The organism is Bacteroides sp. AM07-18, assembly GCF_003602695.1.
Taxonomy (GTDB): Bacteria; Bacteroidota; Bacteroidia; order Bacteroidales; family Bacteroidaceae; genus Bacteroides; species Bacteroides uniformis.
The window spans coordinates 298,186-323,039 of sequence record NZ_QTLM01000002.1; the positions used below are offsets into that span (position 1 = coordinate 298,186).

General features: G+C 44.6%; 16 protein-coding genes and 1 tRNA gene. 10 read left to right on the top strand and 7 right to left on the bottom strand.

The features are described from left to right. Nucleotides 1-2: 2 nt before the first annotated feature. The 3 genes from DW096_RS04835 to DW096_RS04845 all read right to left on the bottom strand — a co-directional run bounded on the left by DW096_RS04835 (nt 3) and on the right by DW096_RS04845 (nt 1,777). Nucleotides 3-956, bottom strand: coding sequence for a glycosyltransferase family 2 protein (locus DW096_RS04835; RefSeq protein WP_005826846.1), 954 nt, complete (start codon nt 954-956; stop codon nt 3-5). Nucleotides 957-1,010: 54 nt separating this feature from the next. After that, nucleotides 1,011-1,556, bottom strand: coding sequence for a DUF4199 domain-containing protein (locus DW096_RS04840; protein ID WP_005826844.1), 546 nt, complete (start codon nt 1,554-1,556; stop codon nt 1,011-1,013). A 147-nt stretch (nt 1,557-1,703) separates the two neighbouring features. Beyond that, a tRNA-Thr gene (locus DW096_RS04845) sits at nt 1,704-1,777 on the bottom strand. A 538-nt stretch (nt 1,778-2,315) separates the two neighbouring features. On the opposite strand from DW096_RS04845, the gene DW096_RS04855 reads away from it, so the two are divergent. The 7 genes from DW096_RS04855 to bglX all read left to right on the top strand — a co-directional run bounded on the left by DW096_RS04855 (nt 2,316) and on the right by bglX (nt 16,638). Beyond that, nucleotides 2,316-5,207: a triple tyrosine motif-containing protein gene (locus tag DW096_RS04855; RefSeq protein WP_118930928.1), complete on the top strand. Its 2,892-nt coding sequence runs from the start codon at nt 2,316-2,318 to the stop codon at nt 5,205-5,207. A gap of 291 nt (nt 5,208-5,498) precedes the next feature. Next, complete coding sequence (locus DW096_RS04860) at nt 5,499-8,693, top strand: TonB-dependent receptor (RefSeq protein WP_118930927.1); 3,195 nt, start codon at nt 5,499-5,501, stop codon at nt 8,691-8,693. Between the two features lie 20 nt (nt 8,694-8,713). After that, complete coding sequence (locus tag DW096_RS04865; protein ID WP_118930926.1) at nt 8,714-10,321, top strand: RagB/SusD family nutrient uptake outer membrane protein; 1,608 nt, start codon at nt 8,714-8,716, stop codon at nt 10,319-10,321. Nucleotides 10,322-10,338: 17 nt separating this feature from the next. Beyond that, nucleotides 10,339-11,790, top strand: coding sequence for a PKD domain-containing protein (locus DW096_RS04870; RefSeq protein ID WP_057281779.1), 1,452 nt, complete (start codon nt 10,339-10,341; stop codon nt 11,788-11,790). A 68-nt stretch (nt 11,791-11,858) separates the two neighbouring features. Continuing rightward, nucleotides 11,859-12,977, top strand: coding sequence for a family 16 glycosylhydrolase (locus DW096_RS04875; RefSeq protein ID WP_227212671.1), 1,119 nt, complete (start codon nt 11,859-11,861; stop codon nt 12,975-12,977). Between the two features lie 26 nt (nt 12,978-13,003). Next, on the top strand, nt 13,004-14,374 hold the full coding sequence (locus DW096_RS04880; RefSeq protein WP_016273350.1) for a M57 family metalloprotease: 1,371 nt from the start codon (nt 13,004-13,006) through the stop codon (nt 14,372-14,374). Between the two features lie 17 nt (nt 14,375-14,391). After that, nucleotides 14,392-16,638, top strand: a complete 2,247-nt coding sequence (gene bglX, locus DW096_RS04885) for a beta-glucosidase BglX (RefSeq protein WP_117962581.1) — start codon at nt 14,392-14,394, stop codon at nt 16,636-16,638. Between the two features lie 171 nt (nt 16,639-16,809). Here the strand turns inward: bglX and eno are convergent, their stop codons facing one another. From eno to crcB, 3 genes are all read right to left on the bottom strand, one after another. Then, entirely contained in the window at nt 16,810-18,102 is a 1,293-nt protein-coding gene (gene eno / locus DW096_RS04890; protein WP_117962583.1) for a phosphopyruvate hydratase, read from the bottom strand. A gap of 65 nt (nt 18,103-18,167) precedes the next feature. Beyond that, nucleotides 18,168-18,836, bottom strand: coding sequence for a pentapeptide repeat-containing protein (locus DW096_RS04895; RefSeq protein ID WP_016273353.1), 669 nt, complete (start codon nt 18,834-18,836; stop codon nt 18,168-18,170). A 13-nt stretch (nt 18,837-18,849) separates the two neighbouring features. Beyond that, nucleotides 18,850-19,227 carry a fluoride efflux transporter CrcB gene (crcB, locus tag DW096_RS04900; protein WP_005826820.1) on the bottom strand — a complete coding sequence of 126 codons (378 nt, stop codon included), beginning with the start codon at nt 19,225-19,227 and terminating at the stop codon, nt 18,850-18,852. Nucleotides 19,228-19,952: 725 nt separating this feature from the next. Between crcB and DW096_RS04905 the strand changes: the two genes are divergently transcribed. The 3 genes from DW096_RS04905 to DW096_RS04915 all read left to right on the top strand — a co-directional run bounded on the left by DW096_RS04905 (nt 19,953) and on the right by DW096_RS04915 (nt 23,967). Further along, a complete protein-coding gene (locus tag DW096_RS04905) occupies nt 19,953-20,438 on the top strand; it encodes a DsbA family protein (protein ID WP_005835937.1) in 486 nt (161 codons plus the stop codon). Nucleotides 20,439-20,656: 218 nt separating this feature from the next. Continuing rightward, complete coding sequence (locus DW096_RS04910; protein ID WP_057088054.1) at nt 20,657-22,819, top strand: glycoside hydrolase family 97 protein; 2,163 nt, start codon at nt 20,657-20,659, stop codon at nt 22,817-22,819. 206 nt (nt 22,820-23,025) lie between these two features. Beyond that, nucleotides 23,026-23,967, top strand: a complete 942-nt coding sequence (locus DW096_RS04915; RefSeq protein WP_005826810.1) for an EFR1 family ferrodoxin — start codon at nt 23,026-23,028, stop codon at nt 23,965-23,967. Between the two features lie 3 nt (nt 23,968-23,970). On the opposite strand, the gene DW096_RS04920 is transcribed toward DW096_RS04915, so the two are convergent. Then, complete coding sequence (locus DW096_RS04920; protein ID WP_005826809.1) at nt 23,971-24,777, bottom strand: helix-turn-helix domain-containing protein; 807 nt, start codon at nt 24,775-24,777, stop codon at nt 23,971-23,973. Nucleotides 24,778-24,854 lie beyond the last annotated feature (77 nt).

Genomic DNA, 24,854 nt, shown 5'->3' on the forward strand with positions numbered 1-24,854 from the left:
CGTTAAATGGTTTTCTCTATTTGATATTTGTTTCGTTCCGGGGCATTACGTGAAATCAGCTCTCCGAGGAATCCTGCCACGAACAGTTGTGTGCCGATAATCATGGAGGTCAACGAGAGGTAGAAGTAGGGAGAGTCCGTCACAAGGCGGTAGGGCATGCCATGGTGCATGTAGTACAACTTGCTGACACCCACTATGACCACGGCTATGAAGCCGAAGATGAACATCAGCGAACCCAGCAATCCGAAAAAGTGCATGGGCTTGATGCCGAACCGGGAAAGGAACCAAAGGGAAAGCAAGTCCAGATACCCGTTTACAAAACGGTTCAGCCCGAACTTGGTCTTTCCGTATTTGCGTGCCTGATGGTGCACCACTTTCTCGCCGATTTTCTTGAAGCCGGCGTTCTTGGCCAGGTAAGGGATGTAGCGGTGCATTTCGCCGTATACTTCTATATTCTTGACCACCTCTTTGCGATACGCCTTCAGTCCGCAATTAAAGTCGTGCAGGTTTTTGATGCCCGATACTTTGCGGGCGGTGGCATTGAACAATTTGGTGGGGAGGGTCTTCGACAACGGGTCGTAACGTTTCTGCTTCCAGCCCGATACGAGGTCATAGCCGTCTTGGGTAATCATGCGGTAGAGTTCGGGTATTTCGTCGGGGCTGTCCTGCAGGTCGGCGTCCATGGTTATCACGACGTCGCCTTGTGCTTGTTCGAAACCACAGAACAATGCCGGCGACTTCCCGTAGTTGCGGCGGAACTTAATGCCCCGTACCTTGTCCGGAGCTTGTGCCTGCAATTGTTCGATTACCTGCCAGGAACGGTCGGTACTTCCGTCGTTCACGAAAATCACTTCGTATGAAAAACCGTTGGCATTCATCACCCGCTCAATCCATGCGAACAGTTCGGGGAGTGATTCTTCTTCATTATATAGTGGTACGACAACTGAAATATCCATTGATGTATGATTTTTCTATTTACAATTGAAATAACATTTCTTTTTACTGTTCCGTCACTTTGCCGGAGCGTTGTCTTTCTTGCGTCTCATCACGAACAAGGCGGTGGGGAAAGCCAGTATCGAACCCCAAAACACATTGGACGATATCATCTGTAGCGTAATGTCGATAGGACTGAGCAGTCGGGCTGTCTCCAGAGCTTCCTGATAGGTGGCGATGTACGAATCCATTCCCGGCATGTTGCTTTGGGCAAGCGTGTCTACCATCGTTTCGCACGTGTTTATCACATATCCGTGGTCTATGAACCTGAAGTAGATGTAGTGTGCCACAGCGGCAAGCAGCGCGGCAAACATATACATGAAAACGGTGAATATCCATGCATGCAGAAAGCTGATGCCGCCTCCGCATACCTGATTACGATACATCCGTGCATAATAATATCCCATAAAAGGTACGCATAGCGTGAGTCCCATGAAAAGGAAAAGTAAAAAAGGAACCGACAGTCCCACCGGAAAGAGTATGAACTTCAATATCCAAAAACCTCCCATATAGGTACCGAACAGCATTGCGTATCGTTGCGTGTAACCTCTATTTTCTGTCATCTTTCTTAGAAATAATGTGCAAAGGTACAAATATAGTTGGATTCAAGGGCAAGCCGATGTGCAGATTTTAATTTTTAATTCTTTAATTTTTCATTATTAATTAAAAAAGAAAAGGTGATACATTTCGTATCACCTTTTCTTTTTCTGAGCCTCTTGTCGGATTCGAACCAACGACCCCGAGATTACAAATCACGTGCTCTGGCCAACTGAGCTAAAGAGGCGGGTGGGTAAGCTTGCTATATCGCGCCGCTACAACCAACTACCTTTGCTGCGATCAAGCCCTGGAGGATTCGAAGGGAGCTGGCCGTATAGGACTTACCCGTTTTTGTTTTGCGGTTGCAAAGGTAGACATTATTTTGAAATCTGCAATAGCTTGTGGCGATTTTTTTATTTGTTTTTTTAGATTCTCTGTTCTATTCCTCTTCATGGCCTTCTTATATAGACACTTTGGAGGGGAGGTACGGATTCTTTCCGGCATTACGATGGACAAATATTCCTTTTACTAGAAAGTATTCGTCCGACATATGTAACCTTATCGTCCGACGGCTGTTGAATTATCGTCCGACAGCTGTCGGACGATAATTCAACAGCCGTCGGACGAATACTTCTTAGTATACCGGAATCTAAAGTATAGTTATGCAAAAGATTGCCATTTGAGAAGAAAATAATAATCGGGGACGAAAAAACAGATAGGCTATTGTGTGCTACCTTGAAAATAAGCATTATTTTTGTGCAACTAACTATATAGTCATTATACGCATGAACAAACACATATTGTCATTCTACCTTTTTTTCTGCCTTTTTCTTTTTCCCCCTTTGGTCGAAGCAATTGCCGGCTGGAATAGCTTTATCGTCAATTTTGATAAAAGTGTTTATGGTAAGGGGACCCAGACTTGGCAGATAGCACCCTATGATGACAAGTGGGTATATTTCGCCAACAAGAACGGTATGGTGCAATTTGATGGCAATGTCTGGAATGTGTTTCCATTGAACAATGCTTCCGATGTGCGTTCCGTTCTGGCTTCTGCCACCCAAAAAAGAATTTATGTGGGGGGCATCAATGAATTCGGCTATTATGAACCGGATACGGACGGTTCTTTGGCCTATCATTGCATGTCCGATACTTTGGAGAGTTCCGTTCGTTTTCTTGGAAATGTGTGGGGCATCCATGAGACAGACAATATCTTGTATTTCCAAGGGGACGGGTGCGTGGTGAAGTACCTGAACGGCAAATATACCGCCATTGAAATGAATGCCAAGATAGACTGTTCCAATATGGTCAATGGTATTCTTTACATCGGTACGGACAGAGGCGTATGGCTTTTGGTTGGAAACACTTTTTTCCCTCTTCAGGGTGCCGATGCGTTGGCTTCCAAGCGTATTCGTGGCATTATACCTTATAAGAAAGGTGTTCTGGTGGTGACTGCATACAACGGACTTTACTATTGTGACGGGCGTACGATGGAACCGTTTGTCACCGGTGCCGAAGAGTTTATGCGTGAGAATGAAGTCTTTTGCGTAGCCAAAAAGGATGATAAGATTGCCTTGGGAACCATTCATAAAGGATTGGTACTGGTGGATTGCAGCACCATGCAACTGAAATATTTCAATGAGAACAACGGCTTGCGTAACAATACGGTGCTTTCTGTCTCCTTCGATACGACCGGAAACCTCTGGGCCGGTCTGGATAGCGGCATTGACTACGTCTGTCTGAGTTCTCCTTTTACGAATCTCTATTCCTATCCTTATTCTTACGGCACGGGATATACGGCGGCGGTAGAAGGCGGCTATCTTTATTTAGGCACCAATCGGGGGCTGTATTACACTTCTTATCCGGTACAGATGAACGGCGATTTGCCGGATATCCGTCCGATGCCCCAATCCAGCGGACAGGTCTGGAACCTTTGCCGTATAGGTGATGAACTCTTCTGTCTGCACGACCGTGGTATTTTCCTTATCAATGGTACTTCCGTAAAACGTGTGACGGACATTACCGGCGTCTGGTGTTGCCAGCTTGTGGCAGGACGTACGGACCTTATGTATGTCGGGGTATATAACGGTATTTATTTGGTTGGGAAAAAGAATGGAGAATGGCAGGTGGTTGGCAAGATTGAGGGTATGAACGATTCTTGCCGTCTTTTTGAGCAGGAAAGCGATAAGGTGATTTGGGTGTACAATACAGATCATGTTACCCGTGTGGATTTGGATAATGATTTGACAAAAGCTGTCCGTATAAAGGAATATAGCGCGAAGGATGGTTTTCCGGTAGGACGTGATATGTATATAGCGAAGATAGAAGACCGGGTGTATTTTGCCACTCCCCGGGGAATCTATAAGCATAATCCTCATAAAGATGTCATGGAGCCTTGTCCGGATATGAACAACCTTTTGAATGGCACCACGGCCTATTCGCGTATCTTGGAGTATCACGATAAGTTGATAAGTTTGAGCCCTCACGAAATCTGTATTGCCAATCTGGGTACCTATAAGCGGGGGGCGAATACAAGCATTAATCCCATCCAGCAATCGCTGATTGAACTGGTACCCAGTTTTGAAACGATTATTCCTCTTTCAGATTCGCTGATGGTGGTTCCTAATGAAGGAGGTTTCGCTTTATTCAGTATCCCGGCTGTAAGGGAGCGTCAGGATCGTAGCCATTCCTTATATATAAGGAACATGTATCTGTCTTATCCCAAGGATTCATTGGTATATACCGCAAACTTTTTAGGAGAGAAGCCGGTTCCGGTGATAGCTTATTCCATGAATTCCGTTCGTTTTGACTATGCCCTTTCTTTCTTTGCGGTAGGAGATGATGTCCGTTTTCAATATCGTCTGAATAAGGGGAGCTGGTCCGATTTTACAACGGTACGCACCAAGGAGTATAGTAATCTGTCGGAAGGTGAATATACGTTTGAAGTTAAGGCGGTCTTTCCTGACGGTACGACATCATCGGATACAATCGCTTTCCGTATACTTCCGCCGTGGTATCGTAGTGCTGCTGCATACGTTTGTTATATCATCTTGGCTTTGCTTGCCTTATGGTATGTCTATCGTTGGGATGATGTCCGTGTGAAACGGAAGAAACAGCAGGCGGTAATCGAGAAAGATAAAGAGTTGCACGATATGGAAAGGGAGTACGAAGAGGAGAAAGCCCGTCAGGAAAAGCAGATTATGCAGCTGGAGAAAGAAAAATTGGAATACGATTTGCAACATAAGAGTCAGGAAATGGCCAATCTGATGATAAACTTTGTCCGTAAGAATGAAATGCTGACTGAAATCAAGTCAGAGATACTTAAAGTATCTGCCTTGCTGAAGGGTGAGGGGGCTCGGGAAGGAAAACAGCAACTCATACTTATTAATAATAAAATAGACGGTAATATACAGAGTGATGAGGTTTTGAAGCGTATTGAAGACCAGTTCGATTTGATACATAACAATTTTATGAAACGTCTTCATGCCAAGCATCCTGAACTTTCCCACAACGAACGCATGATGTGCGCTTATCTAAAGATGAATCTTTCCACGAAAGAAATAGCACCTCTGCTGAACATTTCGGTTCGTGGAGTTGAAACAATCCGTTATCGTCTTCGTAAGAAGTTCGCTTTAGAGAGAGAGGATAGTTTGACGGATTATTTAAGCAATAAACTGTAGCCTTTAGATATTAACTTCCTTTAAAAGAAGGAAGAGTATGAAAGGGAGGAATGTTAAATTTCTCCCTTTTGTGTTATATAACATGTTGTGACGTAATACTTAAAAGTATATATTAATTATTGATTATTAGTAAGTTATTTGCTGATGACGTATTGATAACGTATTTGAATTTCAGATTTGACGTATTTAAGAATGATTGTTTTTTATTTGTTTTATTGCATTTTACTCTATGTTTGCACTGTTCGATTGAGAACAAAACCGAGAAACGTTAATCTTAATTTAGTAAAACTTATGAAAAAGTTATTATCAGTTTTATTTCTGTTAAGCTTTACCTTGGCTTCTGTATATGCCCAAAATATACAGGTAAAAGGTACAGTGGTAAGCGGTTCGGATAATGAACCGTTGCCTGGAGTAAATGTGGTAGTTAAAGGAACTACCAATGGTGGAATTACTGACCTGGATGGCAATTTCACATTGTCGGCTCCTGCCGATGCAACGCTTTCCTTTACTTATATAGGATTTAAGCCACAAGAAGTGGCTATAAATGGAAGAACTTCTCTTAAAGTAGCATTGATAGAGGATGCAGAGGCGTTGGACGAAGTGGTGGTTGTAGGTTACGGTGTTCAGAAAAAAAGTGTAGTGACAGCGGCTATCAGCAAAGTAAATGCGGATGAATTGAACTTGATGAAGCCTTCCCGTGTAGAAGATGCTTTGAAAGGTAAAGTTTCCGGCGTACAGATTACACAGTCTTCCGGTCAGCCTAATTCTGATTCTAAGGTTCGTATTCGTGGTATCGGTTCTGTAAATGGTTCCGACCCCTTGTACATTGTCGATGGTATGCCGGTGGGCGGTGGTATCAACTATTTGAACCCGACGGATATTGCTTCTATTGAAATCCTGAAAGATGCTGCTTCGGCTGCTATTTATGGTGCCCGTGCAGCCAACGGTGTGGTTTTGGTGACTACCAAGGCGGGCAGCAAGGGAAAAACGACTGTAAACTATGATTTCAGTTATGGTTGGCAGAATCCTTGGAAGAAGAAAGCTGTTTTGAATGCCAAGGAATATATGACAATCATGAATGAAATGCAGATTAATGATGGCAATGCTCCTCGTTATTCTGCAGAAGAAATTGCCAATAATACGATTGATACAGACTGGCAGGATGAAGTCTTTAATTATGATGCACCAGTTCAGCAACATCAGTTGAGCATTAATGGCGGTAATGATAAAATGACTTATTTCCTTTCTTTGGGCTATTTCAATCAGGAAGGTATCGTTGGTGGTAATTATGGACGTTCCAATTATGAACGTTTGTCTGTTCGTAGTAATTCTACTTATAAAGTGTTTGAAGTAGAGAATCGAAAGTTCTTGAATGCAGTCACGGTAGGAGTAAACTTGGGCTATACTCGTGATCATTCTACCGGTATTGAAACAAACTCTGAGTATGGTTCTATTCTTGGTAGTGCTATTGCGTTCTCACCGTTGGTTCCGGTATATGCTTCTGAACAGGATGGTGCCGCAATCCTTGCCGAGCATCCTAATGCTATCGTGAAGGATGGTAAAGTGCTTTCTTTGCCTCCTTCCGGTTTCCAGGAATTGACAAATCCGGTGGCACAGCTGAACAGACCGACATTGGGACGTAACAATTCCGATAAAATTGTAGGTACGTTCTATGCTGAATTGAATATCTTACCTGGTTTGAAGTTCCGTTCCAGTTATGGTGTGGACTTGGCTTTCTGGGGATATGACGGCTATGGTTATGCTGATTATCTGGGTACAATGACACATACGGATGCCAGCTGGGTTCAAAGCGAGATGAATCGCGGTATGCGTTGGCAGACTGAAAATTATTTCTCTTATAACCAGACTTTTGCAGAAAGGCATAATTTTTCTGTAGTGTTGGGGCAATCGGCAGCTCGTTATCGTTCACGCAATATTGGCGGTAAGGACTTCGATTTGTTTGACTTGAATCCTATTCATGCCAATTTTGGCTCTGCTACAGCTGCCGAGACAGAATCTGTTTTGTGGGGTGGAATCGGTGATGCAACCCATACTTCCATTGCTTCCTATTTCGGTCGTCTCGACTATAACTTTGCAGAACGTTACATGGTGCAGTTCACGGTTCGCCGCGATGGCTCTTCACATTTTGGTGCCAATAATAAGTGGGGCGTATTCCCTTCGTTCTCTTTGGGCTGGAATGTCTGGAATGAACCTTATCTGGAAAAAATCAAACCGAGCTGGTTTGACGTATTAAAATTCCGTTTCTCATGGGGACAGAATGGTAACGAGTCTATCGGAGATTTCCGTTATCTTGCCTTGATGAATGGTGGTCAGAATTATTACTTTGGCGGCAGTTACAAGCCCAACCTGAATGATTATACAAAACCTGGTGAAAATGGTGGCTCCATGATTTACGGTACTTCTCCCGCAGCAGCCGCCAATCCTGATATTAAGTGGGAAACTTCCACTCAAACTGACCTTGGTGTGGATATGCGTTTCTTTAACCAACGTTTGAGCTTCACATTTGACTATTATTATAAGAAGACAACAGATATGCTGGCCGAAATGCCTGTGCCTACTTATATCGGACAGAGCAAACCTTGGGGTAATCTCGGTTCTATGGAAAACTGGGGACTTGAGTTTGAACTTGGCTGGAAAGATAGCATTGAAGATTTCTCTTATTGGTTCAACACCAACTGGTCTTATTCCCAAAACAAACTCTTGGACTTGGGCAACGCTTCCGGCGAACAGAATTATGAAAGCGCGGGTGCTTCCGGTGTAGGTGACTATGTACATGCCAAGAATGGCGAGGTCTGGCCTTATTTTTATGGACGTAAGACTAACGGCATCTTCCAGAATTGGGATGAAGTGAACAATTACGTAAATGAGAAGGGTGAACTTTTGCAACCCAATGCTCAACCGGGCGATGTTCGTTTTGTAGATGTTACTAGTGATGGTGTAATCAATGACCAAGACCGTACCAAAATTGGTAAGGGTATGCCCGACTGGACTTTCGGTTTCTCTCTTGGTGCCGAGTGGAAAGGCTTCGATTTGAGTTTGTCTTTCCAAGGTACATTGGGCAACGACGTGTTTGACTTTGCGCAACGCGGTGACATCCCGGCCATGAACCGTCCTTCTTGGATTTTGGATCGTTGGGTAGGTGAAGGTACTTCTAACCGTATTCCTCGTATGACTTCTGCCAACCCCAACGGCAACTGGACTTCTTCAGACCTTTACATTCACGATGGTTCTTACCTTCGCTTGAAGAATGCACAGCTTGGTTATACACTGCCGGCCACTCTTACTCGCAAGATTTCCATTCAACGTTTGCGTTTCTATGTAGGTGCAGAGAATCTGATAACCATTACCGGTTACGAAGGATTTGATCCGGAACTGGCATCCGGTGGTTATACGACATTGGGTGTTGATAAGGGTATCTATCCGCAATCCCGTACCATTACTCTGGGTGCTAACATCACATTCTAAACTTTAAAATCAATCAGACAATGAATAAATTTATATTTTATACAGTGGCAGCCGTTTTGGCATCAAGCATGGCTTTGTCCTCTTGCGGCGATAGTTTCTTGAATTCGGACCCTGCTTCAAAAGGTGCTGCCGGAGCAGCGGGCGACCCCATGAATATTAACTCAGGTTTGGCTGCAGCCTACCAGATTCTTTTACTTGATTCGTATGCAGGTGGTTCTTATGAGTCTTCTGTTTATATCGGTGACATCCAGAGTGATGACTTGTGGAAAGGTGGTGGTGATGCTCAAGATGGCATGGCTGGCATGAACTTGAATGTGGCAATGTTTTCCACGACAGGAAATAGTACGCTGAATGGGACTTGGAATATCTATACTTCCGGGATTACGCGCGTAAATAGTGCATTGGGGCTTTGTGCCACCGCTGTAACCGCCAATCCGGCAGAGCTGAAACTCATTGCACAGTATCGTGGTGAAGGGCATTTCTTGCGTGCTTATTTCCTTTATATGTTGTGGAGAAGTTTTGGATCAGTTCCATTTCAAGAAACATTGTATGAGCCTCCTTACGTTGGACCGCAGTTGAGTCCGGATGAGATATATGCCCAGATTATCAAGGATGTCGATGCTTCTATTGCCAGCTTTAAGGATGCTAAGTCGAAGTATTCTACCAATGATGGTGTGAACAACGGACGCGCAAGTCTTGCTGCTGCTCTGATGCTGAAAGCACGTACAGTAATGTATCAGAAAGATAAGGCTAAATATACGGAAGCTGCTGAAGGGTTGGCTGAGATTATTGCCAGTGGAGAGTTTGTATTGACTCCTAAATTTGCTGATATTTGGGTGGATGAAGGTGAATTCAACAAGGAGTCCATTTTTGAGGCCAACCATATTGGTGAAGGAAAAACTTGGGGAAATTCATGGGCTACAGGTGGTACTAATCTTCCCGCATACGTTTCACCGAGTACCTTAAGCGATCCTACCAATACTTATGAAGACGGTTGGGGATTCGGCCCGGTACGTACGGAAGCTTATCAGATGTTTGCCGAAGGCGATACTCGTCGTGACGTTTCTATTCGCGATTATCGTGGCAACGGTACAGGTGGCAACATCGGCGACAAAGTGGAAATCGCATCCGGTGGTACTTATGTTATCCGTTTTCAGGATACGGGTTTCTGGTTAGGTAAATATGCAGCTCGCAAAGGCTACCACAAGCCAACGGGCGACATAGCCTTGAACTACTGCAACAACGTGCGTATTTTCCGTTATGCGGAAACTTTGCTGGCATACGCTGAACTGGTTGGTGTGGAAGGTGTTGCTGAACAGAAAGGTATTTCTGCGCAACAGTGCTTGGATATGGTTCGCGATCGTGCTTTTGGAGATGATAGCCATCGTGTTGCTCTCAGCAGACAGAGCATAATCGACGAAAACCATTATGAATTTGTGGGTGAAGGACATCGTTACTACGATGTGATTCGTTGGGGTATCACAGACGTGTTGACTGTAGCTAATGTGCCGGGGGTAAATGCACCGCGTACTTGGCAGGCTCACAATAAATATGTGGCTATTCCTCAGGGCGATATTGACGCAACTAAGGGTACTGAGTTTGAACTGAAACAAAATGATGGTTATTAATTAAGTAAGAAAATAGTATGAAAAAGAATTTATTATATGGCTTTTTTGCATTGAGCATGGCTATTGTCGGGTTGGCTTCTTGTGACCCCGTTGACAGTGATGACCATTCTTTGGGTGCAGAACCGCAAGAAAATCAGTTGGCATTTTCTGCTACTCCCACCGCTGGCAAAGCAAACATTGTAGAGTTTAAAAACGAATCAACAGTTGAAGGTGTCGTTTTGTGGGATTTAGGTAATGGAGGCACGGCAAAAGGGGAAAGTGTGAAAGCACAATATCCTTTCAAGGGTGAGTATACTGTGGCTATGACTCTGTATACAACCGGTGGCTCGGCTACTATCAGCAAGGTAATTTCTATTGCAGATGATGATATGGCTTTGCTCGACACCCCTATGTATAATGCTTTGACTGGTGGTGCTGCGAATCTTGGAGGAAAAACATGGGTGTTTGACCAATATCACGATGGACATTTTGGTGTGGGACCAGCGAAAGGTGGTGGAGATTATGACGGTACTCCCAAATGGTGGTCTTGTCCTGCCAATGGAAAACTGGAAAGTAGTCTTTACACACAAGAGTTTACATTTGTGCAAGTAGGTGTCAAGATGATATGGAAAAACAATGGCAAAATCTATACGAACGAAGCGGGTAAAAATGACTTGGGTGGGGCTGCCACCGTTCCGGGTGCCGGTGACTTTGATGTAGAATATACTCCTAAAGAAAGCTATACTTATACTTTGGACGAAATCAACAATACGTTGACATTGAGTGACGGTGCATTTATGGGACATTATACCGGTTCGTCTACTTATTTTATTCGTAGTCTGACGGAAGATGAACTTTATTTGGAAGTTGTGAGCAATGTCGAATCTGGTAATGGCTGGTGGTATCGTTTTGTTCCTAAAGAAAAAAATGTGAAGCCGGAAGTAGCTGTGAAGGCAGTGAAGTTGAGCGAAGACTTTGAAGCAGATAAACTGTCCGTTGATTTTGCCCGTGAAGATATGGGCGAATTGGATTTTATCTATTCGAATCCGGCACCTGTTCCGGTAAATACTTCAAAAAAGGTTTATCTGTATGAAAAGAGTATCGGTTTCTATTCCAATATCTCATATACGGCACCTGATTATAAGTTTGATTTGACAAAGGCAAACAAAGTTCGTATGAAAGTTTTTGTTCCTTCGTACAATGATTATACGACAGTTGCCGATGTAGCCGGTGATTGGATTGCTGTCAACCAGTTGCAGAAACAAGTTGCTGTCAAATTGCAGAACAGTGCTGCCGGTGGAAGTGCATGGGAGACTCAAACTGAAATAGTAAAAACAAATCTGACTACAGATCAATGGATTGAACTTGAATTTGATTTCAGTGAAGTGAAAGATCGTAAGGATTACGATAAGATTGTAATTCAGTTTGGTGCAGAAGGACATGCTGCTCCGGGTATCTTCTTTTTTGATGATTTCTATTTTGGAGAATAATACTGGTTTCTGAATGATAGTAGAGGCGGTTACCCTCTGGGCAACCGCCTTTTTAATCCTTTTTATCGATGAAAACAATGATTGGCCTTTGGATAGTGACCTTGATACCATTGATGGGATGTGGTGGTGATGGGCAGGCTGCAAATAATCCCCTCGTAGATAATATAATAGAAGTGTCTCCTGCTGATTTGCAGTTTGCTGCTGCCGGAGAAGAAAAAACGATAAGAATAAAGGCTGCTGCTGCATGGGCGTTGAAAGATGATGGGCAGACATGGTATTCATTATCGGCAAATTCCGGATATGTCGGCGAATCCGTAGTGAAGATAACTGCTTTGAAAAATAGCGAAGAAAAGGAACGTTCGGCTATCCTTTCTTTTACTTCTGGAACAAATTATAAGCAAGAGTATCTGTTGAAACAAAGCAAAGGTGCAATAGAAAACTATGTTCCTGAAGGGTATTCATTGGTATGGCAGGATGAATTCAATGAAGGCACTACACTGGGTGACGACTGGACTCACGAAGTCCAGAAATCCGGTTGGGTGAACAATGAACTGCAGAACTACGTGAACGGAGAGGTATACGGAAAGCGTGTGACGGAACTTGCTGACGGTAAGCTGAACATCAACTGCTTCAAAGGCAGCGACGGTAAGATTTATTCCGGTCGTGTGTATGCCAAGGTGAATACCGGTTGGAAGTATGGTTATTTTGAGGCGCGTATTCTCTTGCCGAAAGGCAAAGGTACTTGGCCTGCTTTCTGGATGATGCCGGTAGGGAACGACTGGAATACCAACCCTTGGCCCATGTGTGGCGAGATAGACATCATGGAGGAAGTGGGCGTAGTACCCAACGAAGTCTCTTCGTCTATCCATACGCAAGACTATAATCATACTAAAGGTACGCAGAAGACACACGCCATGACCATAGACCGGGCAGAAGGAGAATATCATGTCTACGCCTTGGAGTGGACGGAAGATGCCATCACTACCTACGTGGATGGCAAGGTACAGTTGGCGGTCACCAAGCAACAACTGGGTTCCGGGCATAATCAGTGGCCGTTCCATTATGCTTTCTATCCCATTCTGAACCTGGCATGGGGAGGTGACTGGGGTGGAATGAACGGTGTGGACGAGTCTGCCCTGCCGGTGACGATGAAGGTGGACTATGTACGCGTGTTTCAGAAAAAATGAAATTATTTAATTAATAGAATTAGAATATGAAGAGTAAATACCTTTTTTTGATATTAATAGTTTTATCTTTTTTCTTTTCTTGTAGTCAAGAGGATGAGCTGGTAATACCAGAGAAACCTTTTGAAAATTCTGCGCTGGAATTGGAACAAGCTAAATTGGCTATTTATGCTATGGGGTTTGATTCTGCCTTTGTGACAGAATGGGATAATTATTATATCGTTGAGGAAGACATATTGATATGTAAAGATAGTCTCAATATTGTTTCAACGAGACAATATAGAACTAATAATTACGTAGACAATTTACAGTCGCTAACAATAGGCGTTGATAATACAATTGCTCAAAGCACAAATTGGAGGGAAGCTGTAAAGGAAGTTGTTAGGCTATATAATGATTATACTGGTCTTACTATCAGCTATAGTGAATATAATCCAGATGTGAAGATTACTAAAAAGAACATTTCAGGAACGGATGTATGTGCAATGGGCGTTTTTCCTTCATCTTCAAAAAAGCCTGGAAAAGAAATCTTTATTAATAGTAGTTTTTATACTAATATAGATACTTATTTGACTTTGAAGCAAAAGATATTCTTATTGATGCATGAATTAGGGCATAATCTTGGATTGCGGCACACAGATTGCTTTATGAAGGGTGAAGGAAATGGTTCTTATGGAATGGTTAAGATTCCTAATACTCCTGAGATAGATCAAGTCTCTTATATGAATTCAAATACTTGTGGCTTAAACTGGAATGGTATGCCCTTTTATGATGCGGTTGCCTTGAAGGAACTATGGCCTATTAGGTGTACTCTTTCATTCTATGGTAATAAAAATTCTGCATCTTTCTATAAAGGGGATAGCGTGCAATTGTCTTGGTATCATATACCTGATGTGATTCCAGATAGTAAACAATTTGGGGGCTGGTACTATGACTACGGATTGACGGATGAATGTAGGTATGGAACGTATATAAAGGATGATACAATGCTATATCCTAAATGGCGTAGCGGTAATGGCTATGTAAGTGTAACTGAATTTTCTTCAGATCATCCAAATGGTAATCAATACATGACAATAGAGCAGAATACGATTGTAACAGTGACTTGTACTGTTAAAAGAGCATTTAATGAGTGGATTGATATATACAGACATCCAAAGGAAACAGGAGGTGTTATTACATCCTATGGTCATTGGCCATTTGTTACTGTTCAATTTTGGATGGAAGAATATATGGTAGGGCCTTTGACTACTGATGTAGTTACTCATACTTGGAAAGTCTTTCTACCAGCAGGAACGTATATTTATGATGCTTATTTTTCCAAAAGTTTAGGAACTCAGAATGATGGACCGTATGAAAAGCATGGAACAACACGAGTTGATATATCATATTATAATTAAAAACATGTGAAGTAAGAATGCTGAAATTTATTATTGCTTATTTATTATTGCTTTCCTTTACATCTTGTACCCGAGTGCAGAACGGAAAAGGTGATGCCGCCATCGAGCAGAAAATAGAAGCTCTGTTGTCCCGTATGACACTGGAAGAAAAGATTGGGCAGATGAACCAGATTTCTTCTTATGGCAATATAGAGGACATGAGCGGACTGATAAAGAAAGGTGAGGTCGGGTCTATTCTGAATGAGGTGGACCCGGTGCGCGTCAATGCCTTGCAGCGCGTGGCTATGGAGGAGTCCCGCTTGGGCATTCCCTTGCTGATGGCGCGTGATGTCATTCATGGCTTCAAGACCATATTCCCTATCCCTCTGGGGCAGGCGGCCTCTTTTAATCCTCAGGTGGCCGAGGACGGTGCACGGGTAGCGGCTGTCGAAGCTTCTGCTGTGGGTATTCGCTGGACATTCGCACCGATGATAGATGTGGCGCGCGATCCCCGTTGGGGACGTATGGCCGAGGGATGTGGAGAAGATACATACCTCACTTCGGTGATGGGGGCTGCCATGGTAAAAGGCTTTCAGGGGGATTCTTTGAATAATCCGACCTCTATCGCAGCATGTCCCAAACATTTTGTAGGGTATGGGGCGGCAGAAGGAGGACGCGACTATAACTCAACTTTTATTCCGGAGCGTCGCCTGCGCAATGTCTATCTTCCTCCATTCGAGGCTGCTGCCAAGGCTGGGGCGGCCACTTTCATGACTTCGTTCAATGACAATGACGGAGTGCCGTCTACCGGGAACACTTTTATTCTGAAAGACGTGCTTCGCGGTGAATGGGGATTTGATGGAGTGGTGGTTTCAGACTGGGCTTCGGTAGCCGAAATGATAGCGCATGGCTTTGCGCCCGATTCCAAAGAGGCAGCGATGAAAGCAGTGAATGCCGGTGTGGATATGGAGATGGTCAGCTATACGTTTGTCAAGGAACTGCCGGAGTTGATAAAAGAAGGAAAAGTCAAGGAATCTGCCATAGATGATGCAGTGCGGAATATTCTGCGCATCAAGTACCGCTTGGGGTTGTTTGATAACCCTTATGTAGATGAGAAACGTATAGAGGAACTTTATGCTCCTGCTCATCTGGAGGCTGCCAAGCAAGCTGCTGTGGAATCGGCCATCTTGCTGAAGAACGAAAAGGAGACATTGCCTCTGCAATCTTCGGTAAAGACAGTTGCCGTGGTAGGCCCGATGGCGAATGCGCCATACGACCAATTGGGTACCTGGGTATTTGATGGCGACAAGACAAAGACTGTGACACCGCTGACTGCCATCAAGGAATTGGTGGGAGACAAAGTACAAGTGATATACGAACTGGGCCTGACTTATAGCCGTGACAAGAATATGGCCGGCGTGGCCAAAGCTGCCGCCGCCGCAGTACGTGCTGATGTCATTCTGGCATTTGTGGGTGAGGAAGCCATTCTTTCCGGAGAGGCGCATTGCCTGGCCGACCTGAACTTGCAGGGTGCACAAAGCGAGCTGGTTGCAGCTTTGGCAAAAACGGGCAAACCGGTGGTTACCGTTGTAATGGCAGGACGTCCGCTGACTATAGGAAAAGAAGTCGAACTCTCGTCTGCCGTGCTTTATTCGTTCCATCCCGGAACGATGGGAGGACCGGCATTGGCCGACCTGCTGTGGGGCAAGGCAGTGCCAAGCGGCAAGACTCCGGTGACTTTCCCGAAGATGGTAGGACAAATACCGGTTTATTATGCTCATAACAATTCCGGACGTCCGGCTACGCGGAATGAGGTCTTGCTGAATGACATTCCGTTGGAAGCGGGGCAGACTTCATTGGGATGTACTTCTTTCTATATGGATGCAGGTTTCGATCCGTTGGTTCCTTTTGGCTACGGTCTGTCGTATACGACGTTCAAGTATGGCAATGTGAAACTCTCGTCTGCCAGTCTGAAGAAGGAAGATGTGCTGACTGTGACTTTCGACCTTGAGAATACCGGAAAGTATGAAGGTACCGAGGTAGCCCAGCTTTACGTGCAGGACAAGTTTGCTTCGGTGACCCGTCCGGTGAAAGAGCTGAAACGCTTTGCTCGCGTCACATTGAAGCCGGGTGAGAAGAAGAATGTATCGTTTGAACTTCCTATAAGTGAACTTGCTTTCTGGAATATAGATAGGATGAAGACGGTGGAAGCCGGAGACTTTGCTCTTTGGGTGGCACCGGATAGCCAAAGTGGAGAAGAAGTTTTCTTTAGGGTAGTAGATTGATTGTTGATTTAAGGTTAAAAAGAGAAGGGACAGACCGTGACGGTTCGTCCCTTCTTACATTCATATAAATGCTTTATCCTTCAAGCCCCTGACTGTCCGAGAACTCTTGTTATGCTTTCTTTTAGGCACGGATTTCGCGGATTTTTCTTTGTCTTACAAATCACTTATCACTTATAACTCATCACTCATCACTTTCTTATACCCATACACCGCATTGCTTCCCAGCTCTTCTTCGATGCGAAGCAGTTGGTTGTACTTTGCCATACGGTCTGAGCGGCTTAGTGAACCGGTCTTGATTTGTCCGCTGTTGGTAGCTACGGCTATGTCCGCAATGGTTGCATCTTCCGTTTCACCGGAACGATGGGAAGTTACGGTAGTATATCCGTGGCGGTGTGCCATTTCGATGGCATTCAGTGTTTCGGTCAGCGAACCTATCTGGTTTACTTTAATCAATATGGAGTTGGCACAGCCTTTTTCGATGCCCATTGCAAGGAAGTCCACATTGGTGACGAACAAATCGTCTCCTACCAACTGGCAACGGTTGCCGATACGGTCGGTCAGTTTTTTCCAGCCGTCCCAGTCGTTCTCGCTCATGCCGTCTTCGATAGAGTCGATGGGATACTTGTTGATTAACTCTTCCAGATAGTCAATCTGTTCGTCGGCAGTACGTTTCTTGCCTTTTTCACCTTCGAATTTGGTATAATCGTAGATGCCATCATGGTAGAACTCGGAAGAAGCGCAGTCCATGGCAATCATTACATCTTTGCCCGGTTCGTATCCGGCAGCCTTGATGGCGGCAATGATGGAGTTCAAGGCATCTTCTGTACCCTCCAGATTAGGAGCAAAACCTCCTTCATCGCCTACTGCTGTGCTGAGGCCACGGTCTTTCAGGACTTTCTTCAGTGCGTGGAACACTTCGGCACCCATACGCAAACCTTCGCGGAAGGAAGTGGCACCTACGGGGCGTATCATGAATTCCTGGAAAGCAATGGGAGCGTCACTATGCGAACCGCCGTTGATGATGTTCATCATCGGTACAGGCATCACATAGGTATTTGTACCACCGATATATCGGTAGAGTGGGATGTCAAGGTAAGCGGCGGCAGCCTTGGCTACAGCAAGAGATACGCCGAGGATGGCATTGGCACCCAGATTGGCTTTCGTTTTGGTTCCGTCCAGTGCAAGCATGGCATGGTCGATACCCATCTGGTCGAGGGCGGACATACCGATGAGCTTGGGAGCAATGATATTATTGATATTGTCCACGGCTTTCAGGACACCTTTGCCTCCGTAACGTTTTTTGTCACCGTCACGCAGTTCCAATGCTTCGTGTTCTCCCGTGGATGCTCCTGACGGGACAGATGCACGGCCTATGAAGCCGGATTCCAAGGTTACGTCTACTTCTACAGTTGGGTTACCTCTTGAATCGAGGATTTCACGTCCGATAATCTTCTCTATTTTCATATTCAGTCAATTTTAATTATAAACTACCTTACTAACAAATGAAAACAAGGAATTGTTTTTCGTTTTTAATCCTTTATTGTAATGCCTAAAAGAGCAGTCAACTCCATGGCTTGGGAAGTATTGACGATGGCTCCCCGTATGTCGGGCAGGTTGAGGCGTATACCTCCTATGTGCGAGTCGCTCAAGTCGATTCCTCTTAGAGGGGTGTGTGAAAACTCGGATTCTACCAGCTCACAGTTTTCAAAGGCGATGGAGGCAAGTTTGCAGTCGTTGACGTCGCTGTTGCGCAAGTCACAAGAGGTGAAGCGGGCTTGATTGATTTTACTCATGGAAAGATTGAGGTATCTGGCATTGCAGTCCTTCATTGTCAGATGGTTCAATATTGTTTCCGGCAGATTGGTTCCCACCAGTTTGCAGGATATGAATTCCACTCTGAACAGAGAACTTTCGGCAAATGAGATGTTGGAAAGGTCGCAATGTTCAAAACGTACATCAGTGAAATGGCAGGATTTCAGTTTGCAGGCGCTGAATTGGATATGACTGAAAGTACAGTTGGTGATGCTTTTGTAGGAATACTCCATGTGTTCCTCTGTCCGTTTACCGAAGTGAAGGTCTCTGACAGTTTCTTCCGTATTCAGCCATTCTTCCAATGATTTGGAACTTTCACTTTGTCCCTCTAAGGTAGGAGGGATGATGCGTACGGGAGGCATGACAAAAGGCTTGCTGGGTTTCATAGGGGTGTTTGGGTTATATACAGCGTCCGAAGGCGCCGCCGGCGAAGGCTGCCAGGACTCCTAATGTGATACTTAATAAGGTATATAAGGCAAACATTCCGTAGAATTCTTGCTTTATCAGAATCAGTCCGTCATTGCTGAAAGTGGAGAAGGTGGTGAATCCTCCGCACAGACCGGTAGTCAGCAACAGCCGTACCTCAGTAGAAAGGTTGAAACGGGCGGATAAGGTATAGAATAGCCCGATGAGGAAACTTCCGAGGATATTGACTGTGAATGTAGCCCATGGGAAAGAGTAGGGGACTATGCGCTCGTGGAGCATCATCTGCACGCAGTAGCGCAGTACGCTGCCGGTACCGCCGCCAAGGAATATAGCTATCAGTAATCTAGTCATAGGTTTTCTGGGGTTGGTTTTGGCTGCAAAGGTAGTGAAGACAAAGGAATTTCAGTAAATCATAGCCCGAAATTTCATAAAGCGATTCTGTACTGGGGGAAGTAGTTATTGGTGGGATGTATATAATTTTGATATTTGATATGAGTGATTGCCAATCTTGGTTCCGGATAGTTCGTGATGGGGCAGAAGCGATTTACTAAATCTTGGAGGAAGATTTAGTAAATCGTTGCCGGAGATTTAGTAAAATGTCCGGGAGATTTTAGTAAACGAGTAGAAGGGGCTTTGGAAGGATGACTGGTTTGTCTGTATTTTTGGATACGGTAATAACTTGTGAAACTTGAGCCACTCTTGAAATTGAGGTCTTAACCGTTCAAATGCCATATTGTAGAGACCTCTCTAGAACCTTGTCTTGATAATCAGCGATTTATTTTCATAGGCTGTAGAGATTGTATCCATTCCTTCTCATTCTCTTCCTGCCTTTCTTTCTTCACTTGTAGAGAAGGGTTGTTCTTAATTTGTTGTTTTTTAGAGTTTTAACGAAATTGGTTGTAGATGTCATTTCCTTGTATTCCCGTCATTCACACCCTAACTTTGCAACATCGAATTCAAGAGAATGAAAGTTTATCGTTGAGGCCTCACGATGGATCTCCACTTCTTGAAAGAGAGGAAAAGGCTTCGGCCTATTTATTACATTATTATATTAACTTTCTAAAACATTAAAAATTATGGGACTTCAGTATGTAGTGGCAAAGAGAATCTTTGGTTTTGACAAGGACAAAAATGTAAAGTATGTAGCTAAATCCGTAGGAGCGGGTGAATTGGATTTTGATAAGTTGTGTGCCAAAGTGAGCCGTATTCTTGGTATTCACAGAAAGACGGTGGACTTAGTGGCTGCAGGACTGGTGGACATCATGTCGGAAGAAATAGACGATGGAAAGACTGTTCGTTTAGGTGATTTCGGATTGTTCCGCCCTTCTTTTGTAGGGAAGAGTGCTGATACGGAGGCTGGCGTTTCGGCCAGTAACATTGTCCGTAAACGTATTCTGTTTTTTCCGGGGAAAGCTTTTAGTCAAATGTTGGGCAATATGAGCGTCACCAAGATGGTGGTTCCCGATACGGACTATACGGATGGAAGTAGCAATGGTGGAGGGGATAACTCCAATCCTTCGGGAGGCAATGACGGGGACCAAGGTGAAAATCCTTTGGGATAATTCCAGTGCACGATTAAAGTTGTAAAAATATGGAGGGCGAAGTTTTCGTAGCGATACTTCTCCTTCTATTTTGTTTGTAGGCAGGATATTGTTCAAGGGAAGTTGGTTTTCATGCAAACGTTTGCCGACAAATCATCTATCATTTTAGTTTAATTGCGTCAGAGTGTATTTCTTTCCTGCCTATATTTGCATCTGGAACATAATTTTATAAATATAGCATGAGAAACATGAAAGCAATCTGTACAAAATTAGCCTGCTTCCTGCTCGTTTTGTTGGTGAGCGGCGTAGCAATGGCAGAGAGTATTACCTCTCCCAACGGACAACTTCAATTGAATTTTTCGGTAAATGCGCAAGGCGAACCCGTTTACGAACTTTCTTACAAAGGAAAGCCGGTGATTAACCCTTCCAAATTAGGACTCGAACTGAAGAACGACCCCGGTCTGATGAATGGCTTCACGATGGAGGATGCAAAGACTTCCACTTTCGACGAGACTTGGGAACCGGTATGGGGTGAAGTAAAGCAAATCCGTAACCACTATAATGAGCTGGCTGTGACGCTCAACCAAAAGGCGCAGGATAGGAACATCATTATCCGCTTCCGTTTGTTCGACGATGGTATGGGCTTCCGTTATGAGTTCCCTTTGCAGAAGAACTTGAACTATTTCGTGATTAAGGAGGAGCGTACTCAGTTTGCCATGACTGGCGACCATACAGCCTTCTGGATTCCGGGCGACTACGATACGCAGGAATATGATTACACAGAATCCAAACTTTCTGAAATTCGCGGGTTGATGAAAGGGGCCATTACGCCTAACTCTTCACAAACCCCGTTTTCGCCCACCGGTGTTCAGACTTCTTTGCAGATGAAGACTGCTGATGGTTTGTACATCAACTTGCACGAGGCTGCTTTGGTGGATTACTCTTGCATGCACTTGAATCTGGATGATAAGAATTTTGTTTTTGAATCTTGGCTTACTCCCGATGCAGTAGGCGATAAAGGTTATCTGCAAGCTCCCTGCACGTCACCGTGGCGTACGGTTATCGTAAGCGACGATGCTCGTGACATCCTTGCCTCTAAAATCACGCTGAACTTGAACGAACCTTGTGCTTACGAGGACGTTTCCTGGATTAAGCCCGTGAAATACGTAGGTGTATGGTGGGAAATGATTGCAGGTAAGAGCACCTGGGCATATACAGACGACCTTCCCTCCATCAAACTGGGTGAAGTGGACTACTCCAAAATGAAGCCCAATGGCCGTCATGGTGCCACTAACGAAAATGTAAAAAAGTACATCGACTTCGCAGCCGAGCACGGTCTGGACCAAGTATTGGTAGAAGGCTGGAATGAAGGCTGGGAAGACTGGTTTGGCAAATCCAAGGATTATGTATTCGATTTTGTGACCCCTTATCCCGATTTCGACGTGAAGATGCTGAATGAATATGCCAAGAGCAAAGGCGTGAAGCTGATGATGCATCATGAGACATCCGGTTCGGTGCGCAACTACGAACGTCACATGGACAAGGCCTATCAGTTTATGGTGGATAATGGCTACAATGCCGTGAAGAGCGGATATGTAGGTAATATGATTCCCCGTGGTGAACATCATTATGGGCAATGGCTGAACAACCACTACCTCTATGCCGTGAAGAAGGCAGCCGACTACAAAATTTGTGTAAATGCGCACGAAGCTGTACGCCCTACCGGTTTGTGCCGTACTTATCCTAACTTGATTGGCAACGAATCTGCACGAGGAACTGAATATGAGGCATTCGGCGGTAGCAAACCGTTCCATACCACATTGCTTCCATTCAACCGCTTGATTGGCGGTCCGATGGATTATACACCGGGTATCTTCGATACCAAACTTGACTTTATGGGCGATTTGCCCCACGGACAAGTGCAGACTACACTTGCTAAGCAACTCGCTCTGTATGTAACTTTATACAGCCCGTTGCAGATGGCTGCCGATTTGGTTGAGAACTACGAAAAGCACATGGATGCTTTCCAATTCATCAAGGATGTGGCAGTAGACTGGGACGACAGCAAGTACATTGAAGCAGAACCGGGTGATTACATTACCGTGGCCCGTAAGGCAAAAGGAACCGGCAACTGGTTTGTTGGAGGTATTACAGACGAGAATGCACGTACAGCCAACTTTACGCTCGACTTCCTTGAACCGGGCAAGCAATACGTAGCCACTCTCTATGCCGACGGTAAAGATGCTGATTACAAGGAGAACCCTACTTCTTATCAGATAAAGAAGGGTATCGTAACCAGCAAGACCAAAATGTCCGTGAAGGAAGCGCGTAGCGGTGGTTTTGCATTGAGCTTGATTGAAGCGACTCCGGCTGACAAGAAAGCTGTGAAGAAGTGGAGATAATTTAGGGTAGAAAGAGTTTTTATTAGGCATTAGTGAGGCCCCGCAGAAGTCCAATCTTTGCGGGGCTTTTTTTTGTGTTAGGGTAAGCTCATTCTTATACCGTAAAAATAGCATCAAGACCCGAGTTTTTGGTAAGTCCGTTCTTTGGGGAAACCTTTATTTTTGCACTCAGATAACAGATTGCATAATCATTAAAAATCAGAGATATGAATACGGATAAGAAAATCAGTCGTCGGGAGGCTTTAAAGCGTATGGGATTTGCCGTGATGAGCAGTGCTATCGCATCTTCCGGCCTACTCTCGTTGGCATCCTGCGAAACAAAAAGGAGTAAGCGTATCATCTTTTATTTTACCGGAACGGGTAACAGTCTTTACATCGCCCGTCAGTTGGCTGGAGAGAACGCAGAATTGTTGAGTATCCCTCAGATGGTGAAACGGGGGAAGTATGAATTTGAGGCAGATGAAATCGGCATCGTTTATCCCATCTACGGTCATATGCCTCCCTATATGGTACGGCAGTTCATTCGGAAAGCAAAACTGAAGGCAGAATACAAGTTTGCTGTCCTCACCTATGGTGCAAGGAAGTGCGATGCGGTAGAGATTTGGGACCGTATATCCCGTAAAGCCGACAATGCGTTTGACTATATCAACACTATCATCATGGTGGATAACTGGCTACCCAACTTCGACATGAACGAGCAACTCAAGATAGACAAGCACATCCCCGAGAACTTGCAGAAGATAACGGCAGATATCAACAGTCGGCAGCATTGGCACGAACCGGTGACGGAGGAGGAACGGCAACAGCACCAAGGTTTTATGCAGCGGAGTGGACTCGACCCCGAGGTGGGCTTCCTGATGAAAAGCGAGAAGTTCTTTACCGTGACCGATGTTTGTATTGACTGTGGCATTTGTACCTACGTTTGTCCGCGCGGCAACTATGAGCTGACGTCGAGAGGAGTGAAGACGTCCGGTGACTGCGAGTTCTGTTTTGCCTGCATACAGAATTGTCCGCAGAAGGCTATTCAGTTCATAAAGCAGGAAGATGGCTCTTTTCCTGACGGAACGGAGAAGAACCCCAATGCCCGCTATCGTAATGAGCATATTTCGCTAATAGATCTGAAACGGGCAAACAATCAAAAACTATAATCATTAACCTCTGTATTTTGTCGGATTTACACCCAGATGTTGTTGTACGTAACGGCTAAAATAAGCAGGAGAGGAAAAACCGAACATATCGGAAATACGGACGAACGTTAGTGATTTGTCGCGCAGCAAACGCGAGATGTCGAGTGTGGTATAACGGTTTATCCAGTAGTTTGCTGTATAACCGCTTACTTTCTTGGAAACTTCCGAAAGATATTTGGAGGTGACACATAGGCAGTCGGCATAATAGGTCACTTCACGATGCTCGCGGAAAGTTCCGTTCTCCAGCATGTTGAGGAAACGGCTCATGATGGAAGCATTTTGTACAGAGATATTGTCCTCGCCATATAGATGGGAGTGGAAATCGAAGAAGTCGAGTATCAACATCTGTGTGGAGGCGATAAGCATATCGCGATGGAAATGATGGTCTGTATTCCGGAGTCTGTATTCCACTTGTTCAAAATCCCGGAGACATAGCTCTTGCTGTTCGGTAGTCAGGGACATGATAGGATTGAGAAATAGGGAAAGTTGCCCTTTCATGCCGTAGTTGTTCTGTGGTGTACTCAGCACCACAAAGCCCGATGCGATATAGATGACCTTTACGCGAAAATCTTCTGAAGGTTGAATTTTCTCTACCAGTTTTCCTTTGCGGACAATCATCAGGTCGCCGGCACGTAGCTCGCGCTCCTCTCCATTGTACTTCAATCGGCAGATTCCTGACAGACAGAGGGCGTGTGCAAGATAGCCACTGTATGCGTCCGTCCCCAGACCTTGAAGAGTATCGGCTATTATAATATTTGCGGTTTCTCCCATTATACAGTTGTTTGGTTTCGATCACAAAAGTATATGTTTCCAATAATATAACTTCTATTGTGGGCAAGAAATATATT